Origin of the sequence: Lactobacillus delbrueckii subsp. bulgaricus, from assembly GCF_046938665.1 — a bacterium.
GTDB classification, from domain to species: Bacteria; Bacillota; Bacilli; order Lactobacillales; family Lactobacillaceae; genus Lactobacillus; species Lactobacillus delbrueckii_C.
The window spans coordinates 80,330-96,608 of record NZ_JBKZCD010000003.1 but is presented as its reverse complement, the minus strand read 5'-3'; the positions used below and the strand labels follow the sequence as shown (position 1 = coordinate 96,608).

Here is a 16,279-nt window from a genome sequence, read left to right as displayed (position 1 = left end):
TGCTAACTTGTTTTTTGTGCTTTAGCTAATATTGCACATTTGTTAAGCTTTTATAAAGCATGAATTCTTTTCTTGAACAAGGTGCATATCGGCCTATAATCTGAATTATGAAATGATATACAGATAATTTTTGGAGGCAGATTATGTTTGGCAAGAAGAAAAAAGCTGAAGCTGCTAAGGCAGAAGAAGAAGCAAGCAAGAAGACTGACGGGCGGATCCTGCTATACAGTGACATTATCGACGCGCTTTACGACGAAATGCCGAGAGAAGAGCGGGAGGCCCTGCTGGAAGCTAAGCAGCAGCTGGAACAGAAGGTCTACCAGGGCAAGGTGATGCGGGACTTGCGGATCGCTTTAGAGCCGGTTGCGATCAAATCCCAGCTCAGCCCGCAAGGCAAGCAGATTTTCTGGAATATTACGGCTGGCGGCTACCAGCTCACCGGGGTTGGTCTGGCCACCCAGGCAGCCATGCTTTTTAGCGGCCGCTAGGGCTTGCTTTCCTTTAAAAATAGTGGTACAATATTGGGCGATTTAAAAGGCTGAAGTTCAGGATTTTACTGAAATATTGTCCAGTAAAATGATACAGACAAAAACGACTGGTTCGTTTTTGTCTTTTTTATGCCCAAAATCCCGGCCTTTTTAAAATGTAACACAAATGTAATATTTGCTTTCTTCAACAGGATAGAAAGGATGTTTTCCTTGCTAAACGGACACGTAGTAAATTACGGACAACACCGGACAAGACGCAGCTTCTCACGGATTAAGGAAATCCTGCCGCTGCCAAACTTGACCGACGTACAGACTGAATCATACAAGTGGTTCCTTGACGAAGGCGTTAAGGAAGTTTTCGACGACATTCTGCCAATCAGCGACACTTCTGGCCGCCTGACTCTGGAATACGTCGACTACAAGCTGCAAGAACCTAAGTATACTGTCGATGAATCACGCAAGCACGACGCGACTTACTCCGCTCCAATGCACGTGACTCTGAAGCTGACCAACCACGAAACTGGCGAAATCAAGACCCAAGACGTCTTCTTCGGCGACTTGCCGCTGATGACCAAGTCCGGCTCCTTCATCGTTAACGGGGCGGAAAGAGTTATCGTTTCCCAGCTGGTTAGATCACCTGGTGTCTACTACAGTGGCGAATTCGACAAGAACGGCCGGCAAATCTTCGGCACGACTGTCATCCCTAACCGCGGGGCTTGGCTGGAATTCGAAACTGACGCCAAGAACATTTCCTACGTCCGGGTTGACCGGACCCGGAAGCTTCCTTTATCTGTCCTGGTCCGGGCCCTGGGCTTTGGCTCTGACAGCGAAATCAAGGAAATCTTCGGCGACAGCGACACTTTGGACCTGACTTTGGACAAGGATGTTCATAAGAACCCAGCAGACAGCCGGGTAGCAGAAGCCTTGAAGGACATCTACGACCGCCTGCGTCCAGGTGAACCAAAGACTACCGACTCATCCCGGAGCCTCCTGGTTTCCCGCTTCTTTGACCCACGCCGCTACGACCTGGCTGCTGTTGGCCGCTACAAGGTCAACAAGAAGCTGAGCTTGAAGAACCGGCTTTTGGGTTACACTTTGGCTGAAACCCTGGCTGACCCTGACACTGGGGAAGTTCTGGCTGCCAAGGGGACGGTTGTCAACAACGAAGTCATGGACGTTCTGAAGGACTACCTGGACCGCGACGACTTCAAGACTGTTACCTACACCCCATCTGAAGAAGGCGCGATTCCAGAACCTGTAACTGTTCAGGAAATCAAGGTCTTCTCCCGTGAAATTCCTGACCGGGAAATCAAGCTGATCTCCAACGGCCACATTGCTGAAGACGTTAAGTGCATCACTCCAGCCGACATCATCGCTTCTGTCAACTACTTCCTGGAACTCCAAGAAGGCGTCGGCAACATCGACGACATCGACCACTTGGGTAACCGTCGTATCCGCCGGGTTGGCGAATTGCTGCAAAACCAGATGCGGATCGGTTTGGCCCGGATGGAACGGGTTGTCCGCGAACGTATGTCAATTCAAGACGCCGCTACGGTTACTCCGCAGCAATTGATCAACATCCGGCCAATCGTTGGTTCAATCAAGGAATTCTTCGGTTCATCCCAGCTTTCCCAATTCATGGACCAAAACAACCCGCTGGGTGAATTGACCCACAAGCGGCGTATGTCCGCCTTGGGGCCTGGTGGTCTGTCCCGTGACCGGGCCGGTTACGAAGTCCGGGACGTTCACTACACCCACTACGGCCGTCTGTGCCCAATCGAAACGCCAGAAGGTCCTAACATCGGTTTGATCAACTCCATGGCCACTTACGCCATTATCAACAAGTACGGCTTCCTGGAAACCCCATACCGGCGCGTTTCCTGGGCAACCCACAAGGTTACCGACAAGATCGACTACTTGACTGCCGATGTAGAAGACAACTACATCATCGCCGGGGCCAACACTCCTCTGAACGAAGACGGCTCCTTCGTTGATGACGTGATCCTTTGCCGGCACCGGGAAGACAACGTCGAAGTAAGTCCAGACCGGATCGACTACATGGACGTTATTCCAAAGCAGGTTGTTTCCGTAACTTCCGCATGTATTCCATTCCTGGAAAACGACGACTCCAACCGGGCCTTGATGGGGGCCAACCACCAACGTCAGGCTGTTCCTTTGATCAACCCGCACGGCCCGCTTGTGGCTACTGGTATGGAATACCGGGCAGGTCACGACTCCGGTGACGCCTTGCTGGCTGAAGCAGACGGTGAAGTTGAATACGTGGACGCAAACGAAATCCGCGTCCGCCGCGAAGACCAGACTTTGGACACTTACACCCTTGAAAAGTACCGCCGGTCAAACGCGACTAAGAACTACAACCAGACGCCAAACGTCAAGCGCGGCGACAAGGTTGTTGACGGCCAGGTAATTGCCAACGGTCCGTCAATGGCTGACGGCGAACTTGCCCTGGGGCAAAACCCGGTTATCGCCTTCACCACTTGGAACATGTACAACTTCGAAGACGCCATCATGCTGAGCGAACGCCTGGTTAAGGAAGACGTCTACACTTCAATCCACATTGAAGACTACGACTCAGAAGCCCGTGACACCAAGCTGGGGCCGGAAGAAATCACCCGGGAAATCCCTAACGTTGGTGAAGACGCCTTGAAGGACCTGGACGAAAACGGGATCATCCGGATCGGTGCCGAAGTTCACGACGGCGACATCCTGGTCGGTAAGGTTACTCCTAAGGGGATCACTGAACTGAGCGCTGAAGAAAGACTGCTGCACGCCATCTTTGGTGAAAAGGCTCGTGAAGTCCGTGATACTTCATTGAAGGTACCTCACGGCGGTGGCGGTGTGGTTCAAGACGTTCAAGTCTTCACCCGTGAAGCTGGCGACGAACTGGCACCAGGCGTTAACACCCTGGTCCGGGTTTACATCGTACAGAAGAGAAAGATCCAAGTCGGGGACAAGATGTCCGGTCGTCACGGTAACAAGGGTACGGTTGCCCTGGTTGCGCCAGTTGAAGACATGCCTTACCTGCCAGACGGTACTCCAGTCGACATCTGCTTGAACCCAATGGGTGTGCCATCACGTATGAACATCGGGCAGCTGCTTGAAATCCACTTGGGCCGGGCAGCCCGGGCCTTGGGTATCCACGTGGCTACTCCAGTATTCGACGGGGCTAGCGAAGACGACGTTTGGGACTTTGTCCGCGAAGCCGGCGTTGACTCAGACGGTAAGACTGTCCTTTACGACGGCCGGACCGGTGAACCATTCCACAACCGGGTTTCAGTCGGGGTTATGTACTACCTGAAGCTGACTCACATGGTTGACGACAAGATCCACGCGCGGTCAATCGGGCCTTACTCACTTGTTACCCAACAGCCTTTGGGTGGTAAGGCGCAATTCGGTGGCCAGCGTTTCGGTGAAATGGAAGTCTGGGCTTTGGAAGCCTACGGTGCAGCCTACACCCTGCAAGAAATCCTGACCTACAAGTCTGACGACGTTGTCGGCCGTGTCAAGGCCTACGAAGCAATCGTCAAGGGCGAAAGAATTCCTAAGCCAGGCGTGCCTGAATCATTCCGCGTTTTGGTCAAGGAACTGCAATCATTGGGTCTGGACCTGCGCGTTTTGGACAGCGACGAAAACGAAGTTGAACTGCGCGACATGGACGAAGACTCAAATGAACACGTAAACATCGATACTTTATCTCGCCTTGCGGAAGCGCAAGAAAAGAAGAAGTTGGCCGAAGAAGAGGCCGAAATCGCCGCGGAAGCTGAAGCAGAAGGCAGCGCGGAAGAAGACGCAGCTGAAGCAGATGCTGAGGCAACCGAAGCTGAAACTGCTGACGACGACAAGGCTTCAAAGTAATTGGGAGGTTAAACTTTGATCGACGTAAATAAGTTTGAAAGCATGCAGATTGGTTTGGCTTCACCAAACAAGATCAGAAGCTGGTCTTACGGGGAAGTTAAGAAGCCGGAAACCATCAACTACCGGACTTTGAAGCCAGAAAAAGACGGTCTGTTCGATGAACGGATCTTCGGGCCGACCAAGGACTATGCTTGTGCCTGTGGCAAGTACAAGGGCGTTCGCTACAAGGGGATTGTCTGTGACCGGTGCGGGGTTGAAGTAACGACCTCTCACGTGCGCCGGGAACGGATGGGCCACATCGAACTGGCTGCTCCTGTAACCCACATCTGGTACTTCAAGGGTATCCCATCAAGAATGGGTCTGGTTTTGGACGTATCTCCAAAGCAATTGGAAGAAGTTATCTACTTTGCTGCCTACATTGTCATCGATCCAGGTGACACTGGCCTGGAAGCCAAGCAGCTCTTGACTGAAGCTGAATACCGGGAAGAAAAGGCCAAGTACGGCAACCGCTTCGTAGCTAAGATGGGTGCCGAAGCCATCCGCGACCTGCTTAAGCAGGTTGACCTGGACAAGGAAGTTACTGCCCTTAAGGCAGAACTGCAAACCTTGAAGGGGCAAAAGCGGACCCGGGCTATCCGCCGGCTGGACATCCTTGATGCCTTTAGAAACAGCGGCAACAAGCCTGAATGGATGGTTATGGAAACCGTTCCGGTTATTCCGCCGGACTTGCGGCCAATGGTTCAGCTGGAAGGTGGCCGTTTCGCCACTTCCGACTTGAACGACCTTTACCGCCGGGTTATCAACCGTAACAACCGGTTGAAGAAGCTGCTGGACATGCACGCTCCTGGCTTGATCGTGCAAAACGAAGAGCGGATGCTGCAAGAAGCAGTTGACGCCTTGATCGACAACGGCCGCCGGGGCCGCCCAGTTGTTGGGCCAGGCAACCGGCCACTGAAGTCTATCTCACACATGCTGAAGGGTAAGCAAGGGCGTTTCCGTCAAAACTTGCTTGGTAAGCGTGTTGACTACTCCGGCCGTTCAGTTATCGACGTTTCTCCAAAGCTGAAGCTTTACCAATGTGGTGTTCCGCGTCCAATGGCTCTGGAATTGTTCAAGCCATTCGTTATGCGGGAACTTGTCCGCCGGGGCATTGCTTCCAACATCAAGAACGCCAAGCGCAAGATCGACCGGGAAGACGACGACATCTGGGACGTATTGGAATACGTCATTAAGGAACGTCCAGTTCTTTTGAACCGGGCACCTACCCTGCACCGTCTGTCAATCCAGGCCTTTGAACCAGTTTTGGTTCCAGGCAAGGCCCTGCGTTTGCACCCACTGGCTTGTGAAGCCTACAACGCCGACTTCGACGGTGACCAGATGGCCATCCACGTGCCATTGTCAGACGAAGCTGTAGCTGAATCCCGCCTCTTGATGCTGGCTGCCCACCACATCCTGACTCCTAAGGACGGTACGCCAATTGTTACTCCGTCCCAGGACATCGTTTTGGGTAACTACTGGCTGACCCAGGCTGAAATCGGCCGGGAAGGCGAAGGCATGATCTTTGCTACTCCAGAAGAAGCAACCATTGCCTACAACAACGGCGACATTCACTACCACACCATCATCGGTGTGTCAGCCGCTTCAATGCCAAAGAAGGACTGGGGCGCGGGCCACGAAGACAGCATTTTCGTAACTACTTACGGCCGCTTGGTCTTCAACTCCCTCTTCCCAGACGACTTCTTCTACATCAACGAACCAAATCAAGACAACTTGAAGCAGCCAATGGCTGACAAGTACTTCTTGGAAGACGGCCAGGACATCCAGGACAAGATCGCTGAAGTTGGCCAGGACCTGGTGGCTACGCCATTCAAGAAGGGCTTCCTGGGTGACACTATTTCTGAAATCTACAAGCGCTACCGGGTACAAAGAACTTCTGAATACCTGGACGACTTGAAGGAAATGGGCTACTCAGCTTCAACTATTTCCGGCTTGACCATCGGTATGGCTGACGTTCCGGAAACCAAGACCAAGGATGCCTTGGTTGCTGAAGCCCGCAAGCAGGTTAAGGAAGTATCCAAGATGTTCCGCCGGGGCAAGCTGTCCGACAAGGAACGTCACGACAATATCATCAAGATCTGGACTGACTGTAAGGATGCCGTTCAACAGGAAATTGCCGAATTCAAGGACCAAAAGAACCCAATCTCCGTCATGCAGCAGTCCGGTGCCCGTGGTAACATCTCCAACTTTACCCAGCTGGCTGGTATGCGTGGTTTGATGGCCACTCCAAGTGGTGAATTGTTCGAAATCCCGGTTATCTCCAACTTCAAGGAAGGTCTGACTGTTCTGGAACTGTTCATGTCCACTCACGGCGCCCGGAAGGGGATGACCGACACGGCCTTGAAGACTGCCCAGTCTGGTTACCTGACCCGTCGTTTGGTCGACGTTGCCCAGGACGTTATCATTCGTGAAGACGACTGTGGCACTGACCGCGGCATTACTGCCAAGGCCATCGTTGACAAGGATGCCGGCTTGATTGAATCACTTTACGACCGTCTGGTAGGCCGCTTTACCAACCGGACTGTCCGTGACCCGCAAACTGGTGAAGTCATCTGCCCTAAGGGTGTCCTGATGGACGAACAAATGGCGCAGAAGATTGTTGACGCTGGCGTGCAGGAAGTCCAAATCCGGTCAATCCTGACTTGCAACACTTCCCACGGTATCTGCCGGAAGTGCTACGGCCGGAACCTGGCTACTGCCGAAGAAGTTGAAATCGGTGAAGCAGTTGGTACGGTTGCCGCTCAGTCAATCGGTGAACCAGGTACCCAGCTGACCCTGCGTACTTTCCACACCGGTGGTGTTGCCGGCGCAGAAGACATCACTCAAGGTCTGCCTCGTGTGCAAGAATTGTTCGAAGCCCGCAACCCTAAGGGTCGCGCGGTTATCTCTGAAGTTGACGGGGTTGTTGACAAGATCGAAAGCAACGCGGCTGAACACTTGCAGGAAATCACCGTTAAGGGCAAGATCGACACCAGAGTCTACACCATTCCTTACACTGCTAAGCCAGCAGTTCAGGAAGGCGATGAAATCCACCGTGGTGACAAGCTGATTCCTGGTTCTATCGACCCTAAGGAATTGATCAAGGTAACTGACACCTTGACAACTGAAGAATACATCCTGGCTGAAGTCCAGAAGTCATACCGGACTCAGGGTGTTGACCTGGCCGACAAGCACGCCGAAGTCTTGACCAGACAGATGCTGCAGAAGGTCCGGGTTCTTGACCCAGGTGAAACCGACATCTTGCCAGGTGAAGTCATGGACATCGCTGAATTCCGCGACAGAAACCGTGACGTCATCATCAGCGGCGGGATCCCGGCTACTGCCCAGGCTGACATTCTGGGTATCACCAAGGCTGCCTTGGAAACCAACAGTTTCCTGTCAGCTGCTTCCTTCCAGGAAACTACCCGGGTTCTTACCGACGCGTCAATCCGCGGCAAGAACGACCCGCTTCTTGGTTTGAAGGAAAACGTCATCATCGGGAAGATCATCCCAGCTGGTACTGGTATGCCAATTTACCGCGACCAAGTACCAAAGGCCGATGTTCAACAACCAGACTCAGTTTACTCAATTGCTGACCTGGAAAAGAAGATGGAAGACGAAAACAAGGAAACTGAAAGCAAGTAATTCAGTTTAATTAACAAGAAAAAACGTTCGAATGGCTCAAAGTCATCCGAACGTTTTTTCTTTTACCCTAAAGGAAAAATTGGAGGTTGAGGCCCCAGAATAAGTAGGGCAGGAAGGCAAAGGGCTCTTTACCCGGCCGCTTATGCCAAAGCGCGTGGGTGATGGCGAGCAGGGAGGCCAGCAGGAAACTCTTCACAGCAACAGGACATGAAAAATTTAAAGACAGGAGTAAAAAATGCCAAACGTCCCCGCTGCCCATTTTCCCTGTAAAAGCGAGCCAGACCAGGACCGCCAGAAAAATGGCAGCCTGCCCCAGGCCTTCCGTGTTTGGTGCCTGGAAAAAATGCATCAGCCCGGTGGCCAGCGGTACGACGAGCAGGCAAGTATCAAAAGACTGTTCATGCAGGTCGCTGACAACCATTGAAAAGATGTTGATTATAAAGAGCAAGGAAATAGCACTGCTCCTAGAATTGGAGATTAAATAAACTAACAAATTTCCGGCCAGGATGATGTAAGGGATATCATCCGCCAGCCGGCTTTTACACTCAAGAAAGGTATTATAACGATAACGGTCGGCGATGAGAGCTGCCAAAAGACCGCAGAGTAAAGAAATCATTTCGCTGAGCATTTTTTCCCTCCACTTACTATTACACCTTTTTTGCCAATATTTTTTAAAAAGGCAAAAAATTGTCAGTTTAGGGAAAAATTACCTGCTAAAAAACAAACTTCTCCAGAGCTTGGGCGATCCCGTCTTCATCATTGCTGCTAGTGACATAGTCAGCGGCTTGCTTAACCAGGTCATTGCCGTTGCCCATGGCCACGCTGGTGCCGGCAAAAGCAAACATGTCTAAGTCGTTTCTCTCGTCGCCGATCGCCATGACTTCTTCTGGCGCGATTTCCAGCCGGCTGCAGAGTTCTTTGAGCCCCTGGCCCTTGTTGACCTTGGGATTGAGCAGTTCAAGGAAGCGGGCGTCAGTCCGCAGAACGTTGAAGTCCTGCCCCCAGTCTTCCTTGACCCGGTCTTCTACTCTGTCCAAAAGCTCCTGGCTGCCGACAAAGCAGGCCTTGGCAATGGCCTGGCCCTTCTCCGGAAATTCTTCAACGCTTCTGACAAAGAGGACGGCCTGGTTTTCGTAAGCCTGCTGGTAAACTATCGGGTCGATGTCATGGTTCGGCGTAATGATCCGGGATTCAAAGTCCACGATGTTGAAGGGGAGCTTTAAAGAGAGGGCGTAGGCGGTCAGCTGCCGGTAAACGGAGTTGGCTATTAAGTCGCTGGTCATGATTTGCCCGCTGGCCTTACGGCTAATTGCCCCGTTTAAAGTCACGGCGTACTGGTCTTCGCCTGTAATGCCCAGTTCATCCATGTAAGGGGCCAGGCCCGCGATTGGCCGGCCGGAGCAAAGGACGACCTTGACGCCGCGCTCAAGTGCCTTAGAAATGGCTTCTTTTGTGCTGGCCTGGATTTTTCCCTGGGAGTTGAGCAGGGTGCCGTCAGTGTCGATTGCGATTAATTTGATCATTTTTTACCTCATTTTTTCTTTTCTACTAACAACAAATTAATATTTTTCGCCTAAAATCAATCTTAGCATAGATGGAAAACGCTGTCATTGAGTGGAAAAGCGCAGCTTTTTTCAGGCAAGAAATTCTTGAAAAAAGCTTTGCATTGGCTGGTAAATGGAGTATACTAACAGATGTATGTTTTGAAGATTACTCCGCGAGGCAAAAAAGAAACTCCCGGATATGTGAACAAAATGATATATAAATTTAGGAGGAACTAGTTAATGCCAACCATTAATCAATTGGTTAGAAAAGGCCGTCACTCAAAGACTACTAAGTCAAAGTCACCAGCCTTGAACTACAGCTACAACAGCATGAAGAAGGAACAAGTCTTCAACCCAGCACCACAAATGCGTGGGGTTGCGACTCGTGTCGGTACTATGACGCCAAAGAAGCCTAACTCAGCTTTGCGTAAGTACGCCCGTGTACGTCTTTCAAACTTGACTGAAGTTACTGCCTACATCCCAGGTGAAGGCCACAACCTGCAAGAACACTCAGTTGTCCTGATCCGTGGGGGCCGTGTAAAGGACCTTCCTGGTGTACGTTACCACATCGTTCGTGGTGCCCTTGACACTGCTGGTGTTGACGGCAGAAAGCAAGCTCGTTCCAAGTACGGCGCTAAGAAGGGTTAAAGGAGGACTTAAATAATGCCAAGAAAAGGTCATGTTTCAAAGAGAGACGTTTTAGCAGACCCAGTTTACAACTCAAAGCTGGTTACTAAGCTGATCAACCACTTGATGAAGGATGGTAAGAGAGCTCAAGCTTCATCAATCTTGTACGATGCTTTTGACATCATCAAGGACAAGACTGGCAAGGAACCAATGGACGTCTTTGAAGAAGCCATGAACAACGTTAAGCCAGTTTTGGAAGTTAAGGCTCGCCGTATCGGTGGTTCTAACTACCAAGTTCCTGTAGAAGTTCGTCCAGAAAGACAAACTACTTTGGCATTGCGTTGGCTGGTTTCATACTCCCGCCTGCGTAACGAACACACTATGGATGAACGTTTGGCAAACGAATTGATCGATGCCTCAAACAACACTGGTTCAGCCGTTAAGAAGCGTGAAGACGTGCACCGTATGGCAGAAGCCAACCGTGCCTTCGCTCACTACCGTTTCTAATCTAGTGCTCGTTATCTAAGGAGATAGAAAATTATGGCTAACAAACGTGAATTCTCATTAGAGAAGACTCGCAACATCGGTATCATGGCCCACATCGACGCCGGTAAGACTACTACTACTGAACGTATCCTTTACTACACTGGTAAGATCCACAAGATTGGTGAAACTCACGAAGGTGACTCCCAAATGGACTGGATGGAAGAAGAAAAGGAACGTGGGATCACGATCACTTCCGCAGCCACTACTGCGCAATGGAAGGACCACCGGATCAACATCATCGACACCCCAGGACACGTCGACTTCACTATCGAAGTTGAACGTTCCCTGCGTGTCCTTGACGGTGCCGTAACTGTTCTGGACGCTCAATCAGGTGTTGAACCACAAACTGAAAACGTTTGGCGTCAAGCTGAAAACTACGGTGTTCCGCGGATCGTCTTCGTTAACAAGATGGACAAGATCGGTGCCAACTTCGACTTCTCAGTTAAGAGTCTGCACGAACGTTTGAACGCTAACGCTATCGCCGTTCAAATGCCTATCGGTGCTGAAGACCAATTCGAAGGCGTTATCGACTTGTTCGACATGGTCGCTGACGTTTACGACGAAGACAAGCTGGGCGCAAACTGGGAAACTATTCCAGTTCCAGACGAATACAAGGAAGAAGCCGAAAGCCGTCGTGAAGAAATGATCGAAGAGATCGCTGAAGTTGACGACGACATCATGGAAAAGTTCCTTGGCGGTGAAGAAATCTCCAACGAAGAACTTAAGGCTGCCTTGCGCCGGGCAACTTTGGACTTGAAGGCCTTCCCAGTATTTGCTGGTTCAGCCTTCAAGAACAAGGGTGTGCAAATGATGCTTGACGGTGTTGTTGACTACCTGCCATCACCACTTGACGTTAAGCCTTACATCGCCCACGACAAGGAAGGCAACGAAGTTGAATTGCTGGCTGACGACAACAAGCCATTCGCAGCTTTGGCCTTCAAGATCGCCACTGACCCATTCGTTGGCCGTTTGACTTTCATCCGTGTTTACACTGGTTCATTGGAATCAGGTTCTTACGTTTTGAACGCTTCAAAGAACCAACGTGAACGTGTTGGTCGTTTGCTGCAAATGCACGCCAACTCACGTACTGAAATCCCAGAAGTCTTCTCAGGTGACATCGCTGGTGCCATCGGTTTGAAGAACACCACTACTGGTGACTCTTTGACTGACCCAGCTCACCCATTGATTCTGGAAAGCCTGGACATCCCAGCTCCAGTTATCCAAGTTTCTGTTGAACCTAAGTCAAAGGCTGACCGGGACAAGATGGACGTCGCTTTGCAAAAGCTGACTGAAGAAGACCCAACTTTCCGGGCTGAAACTAACCCAGAAACTGGTGAAACTTTGATCTCCGGGATGGGTGAACTTCACCTGGACATCATGGTTGAACGTATGAAGCGTGAATTCAACGTTGAAGCAACCATCGGTGAACCACAAGTTGCCTACCGTGAAACCTTCACTGTACCGACTCAAGCTCAAGGTAAGTTTGTTCGTCAGTCCGGTGGTAAGGGTCAATACGGTGACGTTTGGATCGAATTTACTCCAAACGAAGGCAAGGGCTACGAATTCGAAGACGCCATTGTCGGTGGTGTAGTTCCTCGTGAATACATCCCATCAGTTGACGCTGGTTTGCAAGAAGCCATGAAGAACGGTGTTCTGGCTGGCTACCCATTGATCGACGTTAAGGCTAAGCTGTACGACGGTTCATACCACGAAGTCGACTCAAGTGAAGCTGCCTTCAAGGTTGCCGCATCATTGGCTTTGAAGAACGCTGCTTCAAAGGCCGGCGCTGTTATCCTTGAACCAATCATGAAGGTTCAAGTCATCGCTCCAGAAGAATACCTTGGTGACGTTATGGGCTCAATCACTGCTCGTCGTGGCCAAATGGAAGGTATGGAAGACCGGGCAGGTGCCAAGGTCATCAACGCGATGGTTCCATTGTCAGAAATGTTTGGTTACGCAACTACCCTGCGTTCATCCACTCAAGGCCGTGGTACCTTCACGATGGTTATGGACCACTACTCACCATGTCCTAAGTCAATCCAAGCTGACATCATCAAGAAGCGCGGCGGCAACGCTTAATGCTTCCCAGCATGATCTAAGCCTTGATTTAGACCAAAATAGAAATCCTAGCAAAGACATTACGTGTCCTTGCTAGGATTTTTTGTTTTTTCAAGAAAAAATTCTCTTCTGGAAATATTTTAAAAAGGAAAGAAAAATTTCTCCACCAAGGGAAAGCAATTCCAGGAAACTTTTTCGAAAAAAATCGGGCTAAACCCTTGCTATTTAAGGCTTAAGGCCTTATACTAGATAAAGTGCTTTTGAGAGGGAAAATGCCCTCTGAGTACAAATTGTAGTTAGCTTCGACGCGGAAGGTTGCGGCACACCAGGCTGCATTGCCACAGTGGTTGTGCAGGGAATTTTCGCCGAGCTAGTCATCTTTTAAAGAAGACGTATAGGAGGTAATTAGATGGCAAATGAAAAGATTCGTATTAGATTAAAGTCTTACGAACACAGCATTCTCGATGAATCAGCTGCTAAGATTGTGGACACTGCGAAGAGAACTGGCGCTGAAATCTCAGGTCCAGTTCCGCTTCCAACTGAAAGAACTTTGTTCACTGTTCTGCGTTCACCACACAAGAACAAGGACTCACGTGAACAATTCGAAATGCGGACCCACAAGCGCCTGATCGACATCTTGAACCCAACCCCTAAGACGGTTGACTCATTGATGAAGCTCGATCTGCCAAGCGGCGTAGACATCGAAATCAAGCTTTAATTTTTAGATAGAAAGAGGTGTAATCATGACCAAAGGAATCTTAGGAAGAAAAGTTGGCATGACTCAAATCTTCACTAAAGATGGTGTTCTTGTACCAGTAACTGTTATTGAAGCAACTCCAAACGTTGTTATGCAAGTTAAGACTGTAGAAAACGACGGTTACGAAGCTGTACAATTGGGCTACCAAGACAAGCGTGAAGTTTTGAGCAACAAGCCAGAAAAAGGTCATGCTGATAAGGCAAAGACTTCACCTAAGCGCTTCATTCGTGAACTCCGCGGAGTAGAGCTTAGTGACTACGAAGTCGGCTCAGAAGTTACTGTGGAGACGTTCAAGGAAGGTGACGTTGTCAACGTTACTGGTACTTCAAGAGGTCATGGCTACCAAGGTAACATCAAGCGCCACCACCAATCACGTGGTCCTGAAACTCACGGTTCCCGTTACCACAGAATTCCGGGTTCAATGGGTTCAATCATCAACCGCGTGCCAAAGGGCAAGAAGTTGCCAGGTCACATGGGTGTGAAGACTGTTACTATTGAAAACTTAGTAGTAGAAAAAGTTGTTGCAGACAAGAACGTCTTGATGATCAAGGGTAACGTGCCAGGTGCCAAGAACTCATTGATCGTTGTTAAGTCATCTGCAAAGGCTAGCAAGTAGGAAGGAGGACTCAAATGGCTAATTTCAAACTTATGGATCAAAACGGCAACAACGCTGGTGAAGTAACTTTAAACGACAACGTGTTTAGCGTTGAACCAAACGAAGCTGTTGTCTTTGATGCAATCATCAGACAAAGAGCTGGCAAGCGTCAGGGTACCTCTAAGGTGAAGAACAGATCTGCCGTTCGCGGTGGTGGTAAGAAGCCTTGGAGACAAAAGGGTACTGGTCGTGCTCGTCAAGGTTCAATCCGTGCTCCACAATGGCGCGGCGGTGGTGTTGTCTTTGGGCCTACTCCACGTTCCTACGCTTACAGCATGCCAAGAAAGCAACGCCGTCTGGCTATCAAGTCTGTCTTGTCACAAAAGCTCCTTGACCAAAACTTGGTAGTTCTGGACAAGCTGACTCTGGACGCTCCTAAGACTAAGGACTTCGTTGCAATCTTGAACGGCTTGAAGCTTGAAGGCAAGGTTCTGGTTGTTTCAGACGACAAGAACGTACAACTTTCAGCCAAGAACCTGCCAAAGGTTAAGGTTGTTCCAGTTAACGGCTTGAACGTTGAAGACGCCGTTAACTACGACAAGCTCGTTTTGACTCAAGACGACGTTAAGAAGATTGAGGAGGTATTGGCTTAATGGACGCACGCGACATTATCTTAAGACCTGTTATCACTGAAAAGTCAGCCGACTTGATGGACAGCAAGAAGTACACTTTCGACGTGGCCTTAACTGCTACCAAGCTTCAAGTTCGCGACGCTATTGAAGAAATCTTCGATGTTAAGGTTAAGAGCGTGAACATCATGAATGTTCGCGGCAAGGAAAAGCGCGTAGGCCGCTACACTGGCAAGACTGCCCGTCGCAGAAAGGCTATCGTTGCTTTAACTGAAGATTCAAACGACATCAAGATTTTCAAAGACGAAAACAACGAATAAATCAAGTAATTAGGAGGTCAGTCAATTGGCTATTAAAGTTTACAAGCCAACATCAAACGGTCGTCGTAATATGACTTCTTCTGACTTTGCAGAAATCACTAAGTCAAAGCCTGAAAAGACTTTGCTTGCTTCTAAGTCAAAGACTGCAGGTCGTAACTCATACGGTCACATTACTGTAAGACACCGTGGCGGCGGTCACAAGCAACAATACCGTATCATCGATTTCAAGCGTACTAAGGACAACGTTAAGGCTAAGGTTGTCGCAATCGAATACGATCCAAACCGTTCAGCAAACATCGCCTTGTTGCACTACACTGATGGTACTAAGGCTTACATCTTGGCTCCTAAGGGCTTGACTGTAGGTTCATGGGTAGAATCAGGCGCAGATGCCGACATCAAGGTTGGTAACGCATTGCCACTGAAGAACATCCCAACTGGTACTGAAGTTCACAACATCGAACTTAAGCCAGGCAAGGGTGGCCAAATCGCACGTAGTGCTGGTACTTCAGCTCAAGTTTTGGGTGTTGACGGCAAGTACACTCAAGTTCGTCTGCAATCCGGCGAAGTTCGTGAAATCCTTTCAGAATGCCGCGCTACTATCGGTGCTGTCGGCAACGAACAACACTCACTGATCAACATCGGTAAGGCTGGTCGTTCACGCTGGATGGGCAAGCGTCCACAATCCCGTGGTTCTGTAATGAACCCTAACGATCACCCACACGGTGGTGGTGAAGGTAAGGCACCTGTCGGCCGTCCACAGCCAATGACTCCATGGGGCAAGAAGTCACGTGGTGTTAAGACTAGAGACAGCAAGAAGGCTAGTGAAAAGTTAATCATCCGTCACCGTAAGGGTCGTAAGTAAGAGAAGGGGGTAATTAAATGAGCCGTAGTATTAAAAAGGGTCCTTTTGCAGACGCCCACCTTTTGAAGAAGGTTGACGAGCAACAAGCTGCAGAAAAGAAGCAAGTTATCAAGACTTGGTCACGTCGTTCAACTATTTTCCCTTCTTTCGTAGGGTTGACTATCGCTGTTTACGACGGTAGAAAGCACGTTCCAGTTTTCGTAACTGAAGACATGGTTGGTCACAAGCTGGGCGAATTCGTACCTACTAGAACCTTCCGCGGCCACAAGGCTGACGACAAGGCATCCAAGTAATAA

General features: G+C 49.9%; 14 protein-coding genes. 12 read left to right on the top strand and 2 right to left on the bottom strand.

The window, feature by feature from the left end; all coding sequences use genetic code 11:
• Positions 1-143: 143 nt before the first annotated feature.
• The 3 genes from ACLUXO_RS03160 to rpoC all read left to right on the top strand — a co-directional run bounded on the left by ACLUXO_RS03160 (position 144) and on the right by rpoC (position 8,045).
• On the top strand, positions 144-488 hold the full coding sequence (locus ACLUXO_RS03160; RefSeq protein WP_412136282.1) for a bacteriocin immunity protein: 345 nt from the start codon (positions 144-146) through the stop codon (positions 486-488).
• Between the two features lie 210 nt (positions 489-698).
• Complete coding sequence (gene rpoB, locus ACLUXO_RS03155; RefSeq protein WP_412136281.1) at positions 699-4,364, top strand: DNA-directed RNA polymerase subunit beta; 3,666 nt, start codon at positions 699-701, stop codon at positions 4,362-4,364.
• Between the two features lie 15 nt (positions 4,365-4,379).
• A complete protein-coding gene (gene rpoC / locus ACLUXO_RS03150) occupies positions 4,380-8,045 on the top strand; it encodes a DNA-directed RNA polymerase subunit beta' (protein ID WP_412136280.1) in 3,666 nt (1,221 codons plus the stop codon).
• Between the two features lie 67 nt (positions 8,046-8,112).
• Here rpoC and ACLUXO_RS03145 read toward each other — a convergent pair whose 3' ends face one another.
• Together ACLUXO_RS03145 and ACLUXO_RS03140 are read right to left on the bottom strand one after the other, a co-directional pair.
• Entirely contained in the window at positions 8,113-8,673 is a 561-nt protein-coding gene (locus ACLUXO_RS03145; RefSeq protein ID WP_412136279.1) for a hypothetical protein, read from the bottom strand.
• A gap of 85 nt (positions 8,674-8,758) precedes the next feature.
• Positions 8,759-9,568: a Cof-type HAD-IIB family hydrolase gene (locus tag ACLUXO_RS03140; protein ID WP_412136278.1), complete on the bottom strand. Its 810-nt coding sequence runs from the start codon at positions 9,566-9,568 to the stop codon at positions 8,759-8,761.
• Between the two features lie 261 nt (positions 9,569-9,829).
• On the opposite strand from ACLUXO_RS03140, the gene rpsL reads away from it, so the two are divergent.
• The 9 genes from rpsL to rpsS all read left to right on the top strand — a co-directional run bounded on the left by rpsL (position 9,830) and on the right by rpsS (position 16,276).
• Entirely contained in the window at positions 9,830-10,237 is a 408-nt protein-coding gene (rpsL, locus tag ACLUXO_RS03135; protein ID WP_003613306.1) for a 30S ribosomal protein S12, read from the top strand.
• 15 nt (positions 10,238-10,252) lie between these two features.
• Positions 10,253-10,723, top strand: a complete 471-nt coding sequence (rpsG, locus tag ACLUXO_RS03130) for a 30S ribosomal protein S7 (RefSeq protein WP_002878218.1) — start codon at positions 10,253-10,255, stop codon at positions 10,721-10,723.
• A 33-nt stretch (positions 10,724-10,756) separates the two neighbouring features.
• A complete protein-coding gene (gene fusA, locus ACLUXO_RS03125) occupies positions 10,757-12,841 on the top strand; it encodes an elongation factor G (protein WP_412136277.1) in 2,085 nt (694 codons plus the stop codon).
• A gap of 388 nt (positions 12,842-13,229) precedes the next feature.
• Entirely contained in the window at positions 13,230-13,538 is a 309-nt protein-coding gene (gene rpsJ / locus ACLUXO_RS03120) for a 30S ribosomal protein S10 (RefSeq protein WP_008460094.1), read from the top strand.
• Between the two features lie 25 nt (positions 13,539-13,563).
• Complete coding sequence (rplC, locus tag ACLUXO_RS03115; protein ID WP_002878214.1) at positions 13,564-14,193, top strand: 50S ribosomal protein L3; 630 nt, start codon at positions 13,564-13,566, stop codon at positions 14,191-14,193.
• Positions 14,194-14,207: 14 nt separating this feature from the next.
• Positions 14,208-14,825 carry a 50S ribosomal protein L4 gene (rplD, locus tag ACLUXO_RS03110; protein ID WP_002878213.1) on the top strand — a complete coding sequence of 206 codons (618 nt, stop codon included), beginning with the start codon at positions 14,208-14,210 and terminating at the stop codon, positions 14,823-14,825.
• A complete protein-coding gene (gene rplW / locus ACLUXO_RS03105) occupies positions 14,825-15,121 on the top strand; it encodes a 50S ribosomal protein L23 (protein ID WP_002878211.1) in 297 nt (98 codons plus the stop codon). The genes rplD and rplW overlap by 1 nt, the downstream gene beginning before the upstream one ends.
• A 25-nt stretch (positions 15,122-15,146) precedes the next feature.
• Positions 15,147-15,983: a 50S ribosomal protein L2 gene (gene rplB / locus ACLUXO_RS03100; protein ID WP_270447281.1), complete on the top strand. Its 837-nt coding sequence runs from the start codon at positions 15,147-15,149 to the stop codon at positions 15,981-15,983.
• 17 nt (positions 15,984-16,000) lie between these two features.
• A complete protein-coding gene (gene rpsS / locus ACLUXO_RS03095; RefSeq protein ID WP_003620834.1) occupies positions 16,001-16,276 on the top strand; it encodes a 30S ribosomal protein S19 in 276 nt (91 codons plus the stop codon).
• Positions 16,277-16,279 lie beyond the last annotated feature (3 nt).

Excerpts from the sequence above, each read along its gene's own strand:
- ACLUXO_RS03160 (WP_412136282.1), top strand. The coding sequence starts at position 144 with ATGTTTGGCAAGAAGAAAAAAGCTGAAGCTGCTAAGGCAGAAGAAGAA.
- ACLUXO_RS03145 (WP_412136279.1), bottom strand. The coding sequence starts at position 8,673 with ATGCTCAGCGAAATGATTTCTTTACTCTGCGGTCTTTTGGCAGCTCTC.
- ACLUXO_RS03140 (WP_412136278.1), bottom strand. The coding sequence starts at position 9,568 with ATGATCAAATTAATCGCAATCGACACTGACGGCACCCTGCTCAACTCC.
- rpsL (WP_003613306.1), top strand. The coding sequence starts at position 9,830 with ATGCCAACCATTAATCAATTGGTTAGAAAAGGCCGTCACTCAAAGACT.
- rpsG (WP_002878218.1), top strand. The coding sequence starts at position 10,253 with ATGCCAAGAAAAGGTCATGTTTCAAAGAGAGACGTTTTAGCAGACCCA.
- fusA (WP_412136277.1), top strand. The coding sequence starts at position 10,757 with ATGGCTAACAAACGTGAATTCTCATTAGAGAAGACTCGCAACATCGGT.
- rpsJ (WP_008460094.1), top strand. The coding sequence starts at position 13,230 with ATGGCAAATGAAAAGATTCGTATTAGATTAAAGTCTTACGAACACAGC.
- rplC (WP_002878214.1), top strand. The coding sequence starts at position 13,564 with ATGACCAAAGGAATCTTAGGAAGAAAAGTTGGCATGACTCAAATCTTC.
- rplD (WP_002878213.1), top strand. The coding sequence starts at position 14,208 with ATGGCTAATTTCAAACTTATGGATCAAAACGGCAACAACGCTGGTGAA.
- rplW (WP_002878211.1), top strand. The coding sequence starts at position 14,825 with ATGGACGCACGCGACATTATCTTAAGACCTGTTATCACTGAAAAGTCA.
- rpsS (WP_003620834.1), top strand. The coding sequence starts at position 16,001 with ATGAGCCGTAGTATTAAAAAGGGTCCTTTTGCAGACGCCCACCTTTTG.